General features: G+C 38.6%; 4 protein-coding genes. All 4 read left to right on the top strand.

The annotated features are described in order from the left end of the window. On the top strand, positions 1–421 hold a 421-nt coding region (locus tag AAC037_RS21420), incomplete at its 5' end, for an alpha/beta hydrolase (protein WP_339905495.1). Between the two features lie 142 nt (positions 422–563). Next, positions 564–1,256 (top strand): hypothetical protein, encoded by a 693-nt coding sequence (locus AAC037_RS21415; protein WP_339905493.1) that lies wholly within the window; start codon positions 564–566, stop codon positions 1,254–1,256. A 131-nt stretch (positions 1,257–1,387) separates the two neighbouring features. Next, on the top strand, positions 1,388–2,518 hold the full coding sequence (locus tag AAC037_RS21410; protein WP_339905491.1) for a VCBS repeat-containing protein: 1,131 nt from the start codon (positions 1,388–1,390) through the stop codon (positions 2,516–2,518). A gap of 168 nt (positions 2,519–2,686) precedes the next feature. Next, a partial coding sequence (locus AAC037_RS21405) for a metallophosphoesterase N-terminal domain-containing protein (RefSeq protein ID WP_339905490.1) occupies positions 2,687–3,759 on the top strand: 1,073 nt, incomplete at its 3' end.

The raw sequence follows: 3,759 nt of genomic DNA, 5'->3' as shown, positions 1-3,759 counted from the left end.
TATTTTCCGTCATATGATGGACATCAAAGCCAGACTAAAACCAGATGAATTTAATCGATATATTCAACTGTTAATTTATTCTAAAGCTTCCTTTGATAATGAAGAAACCTACAAAGGAATGCTTGAAGACAGGTTAAAGGCCAATAATGACACCAACCCCCAACCATTAATCGGACTTGAGGGACAAGCTGCTGCCTGCATGGAACACTATATCCTGGAACAATTGAAAGAAATAAAGCAACCTGTGCTTGTCTTAGGAGGTGAAGCGGACAAATTCACCCCGCTATGGATGACCAAAGAAGTTGCTGAAAACCTTCCAAACTCAGATTTACACACCTACTCTAAAAGTGGGCACGCCTTCCATTGGGAAAATATCGATGATTTTAACCCGAGGGTAAAACAATGGTTATTAACACATTAGATTGAAAACCTTGACCATTAGAAAAATAATGGTCAAGGTTTTTTTGGGTAGCTAAACTAGGTTATTTTTTGAAAATAATGATTCTTTCATTATCTTGAGATCACCCCTACATTACCCATACTAAAAACCAAACCCTCACCCAATGAAATTCTTCATTCCTACGGAAAAGCTTTTTAAAGCTTTTTTAGTGGCAATCTTATTGTTGCTAGTTTTAAATATTATCAGCATCTTTCTGGCTATTAATCTCGATCAAAATGACACTTTAGGCTCGTTCCTAATACTGCTTTTTGATTTTAATCAGGAGGCAAATATTCCCTCTTTATTCTCTACCCTACAATTTCTGGTCGCGTCCCTTTTATTGTTAATCATTGCGGTTTATAAAAAATCAAGCGGTAAAAAACATTTGAGATGGCTAGGTATTTCTTTCTTGTTTTTCCTTTTAATGTTAGATGAAGCCATATCCATCCATGAATTTTTATTCACTTTTCTTCAGGAACAGTATCATAATTCTTCATTTTTTTATTATTCCAGCCTACTTGTTTTCGGATTAGTTTTGGCAGGAATTGCCTTGATTTACATTCCTTTCTTCAATCACCTCAATAAAAAACTACTCATTGGTATGTTTTTGGCAGCAGGCATATTTTTATTAGGCGCCATTGTTTTTGAAACCATCGGAAACAATATTTTTGAAACCTATGGTTTAAGCTTAGGATACAGGCTGCTATATACAATTGAAGAGACACTTGAAATGCTTGGACTTGCAATTTTCATTAATGTACTTAATTGGTACATTGGTATAAAAATGCAAAAAATATCCATTGTGCTTACAATTTAATAAATCCTTTATTCCGAATCTACCGATACAAATAACTCTATCAGGATAGCAAGACAATTAAAGGTTTACTAAGCATTAGAATACTGGACAGTACAGGATAGTTCTGATCGAAAAACTACTATCTTTAAAACATGAATCTAAGCCTGAATATTGCACTTATAGTGGCAGGGTTGACCAATGACCCCAAGCCTATAACTTTTGAAAAACAAATTATTGCCATGGAGACCGCTGAGTCCGCAGGGGTTTTCGATGTAGATGAAGATGGTCATTTGGATATCGTCTCCGGTAGTTACTGGTACAAAGGTCCTGAATTTTCCAAGAGACAATTAATCGGTCAAGTTAAGCGAGTGAGTGAATACTTTGATGATTTCTCTACCATTCCCATGGATGTAAATGGAGATGGAAAGACAGACTACGTAACCGGCGGATGGTTTGGAAAGACCCTATATTGGGTAGAAAACCCCGGAAGCAATAAGGAATGGGCGGTGCGTGAAATCACCAATCCCGGGAATGTGGAGACCACACGTGCCTGGGACGTAGACAATGATGGCCATCCCGACATTGTCCCCAATACACCCAATCAACCACTTGCATATTATACCTTAACCCGAGATGCAAACGGAAAAGGTACGGGTGAATTTGTTAAACACCCGGTAACTGAAAAACATGGCCATGGCTTGGGATTTGGCGATATCAATGGAGACGGTAGAGGAGATTTTATTGTCGCTGAAGGTTGGCTAGAAGCCCCACAAGACCTAAAAAATGGCACATGGGAATTACACGAATCTTTTCAATTGGGCGCTGCCAGCGTCCCCATCATCGTAACAGACGTAAATAGTGATGGATTAAATGACCTTATAGTGGGACAAGGCCACGACTATGGTTTACATTGGTACGAACAAGTAAAAGAAGGGAATACCCTTTCCTTTGTAAAACATGCCATTGACCCTTTCCAATCTCAATACCATACCATGGAGTGGGTAGACATAGACAATGATGGCGAAATGGAACTGGTTACCGGTAAACGCTACCGGGCACACAATGGAAATGATCCCGGAGGAAATGATTTTATGGGCATGTATTATTTCAAGTGGAATGGAGAGTCTTTTACCAAAAATGTGATAAGCTACGGCCCTTTTGGAGAAGGTAAAGGAGCAGGCCTTTATTTTTCCGTCACAGACTTAAATGGCAATGGAATGAAGGACATTGTGGTGGCTGGAAAAGATGGCCTGGTAGTGTTCCACAACAAAGGAAGCCGATAAAAAACCATCGTGTTTAACCAAGTTGTTAATTACTGGAAATTTAAATTAACTTTTAATTAATAAGCAGCACTGATCCATGATTGGTGCTTTCTTTATATTTGGTTTTATTTTGGAGAGACTATCACTAAAATTATTTTTCTCCCTGGTACTTTAAACAAATAATCGTTCATGAAAAAACTAATCTGCTTTTGCTGGGCAATAAGTCTCAGTTTTAGTCTTCTGGCTCAAAACACCGTCACAGGCTACGTCTATGAAGACAGCAATCAAAATGGAAAAAAGGAACGCAGAGAAAAGGGCATTCCTGAAGTGGCTGTCAGCAACGGAAAAGAAGTGGTACTTACTGATAAAAAAGGGAAGTACGCTTTACCAATAGGAACCGATAATATCATTTTTGTCATCAAACCAAGTGGGTTTAAAGTGCCTGTCGGTGAAAATCAATTGCCTGACTTTTATTATATCCACAAACCTGAAGGATCTCCCGAATTACAGTACAAAGGTTCTGAACCAACCGGTAAACTACCAAAGACAGTGAACTTTGCTCTGCACAATAGCGAAAAGCAGGATAATTTCACAGCAATGATATTTGGCGATCCACAACCTTATAACAAAACAGAATTGGATCAATTTGCTAAAGGTGTGGTTGATAAGGCCAAAAATGAAAGCAATATTAGTTTTGGAATTAGTCTTGGTGATCTGGCAGGAGATGACCTGGATTTACACCCTCCCTATGTAGAGATTCTAAAAAGAACGAACTGGCATTGGTACAATGTAATGGGCAATCATGACATGAATTACGATGCAAAAATAGACGAGCATTCTGACGAATCTTTTGAAAGGGTATTTGGACCTGCCACCTATTCTTTTAACCACGGAAATGCTCATTTCATAATTTTAGATGATATCCTTTATCCGGATCCCAGAGATGGCAATGGTTATTGGGGTGGATTTACTAAAACGCAGCTGGATTTTGTAGAAAATGACCTAAAACATGTAGCCAAAGACAAATTGATTGTTTTGGCCTTTCATATCCCTTTACAACATATCAACGAAAACCGCTTCAAAGACAGTGACCGACAAAGACTTTTTGATATTCTAGCTGATTACCCAAACCGGCTTGCAATGTCTGCCCATACTCACTTGCAACGACACAACTTCTATTCAAAAGAAGATGGATGGAAAGGAAGTAGCCCATTCCATGAATACAATGCAGGGACCACTTCAGGGGACTGGTACTCCGGAAA

The organism is uncultured Cyclobacterium sp. (assembly GCF_963976465.1).
Taxonomy (GTDB): Bacteria; Bacteroidota; Bacteroidia; order Cytophagales; family Cyclobacteriaceae; genus Cyclobacterium.
Note: the sequence above shows the minus strand (reverse complement) of the source record. Positions and strands in the feature narration are given on the sequence as shown.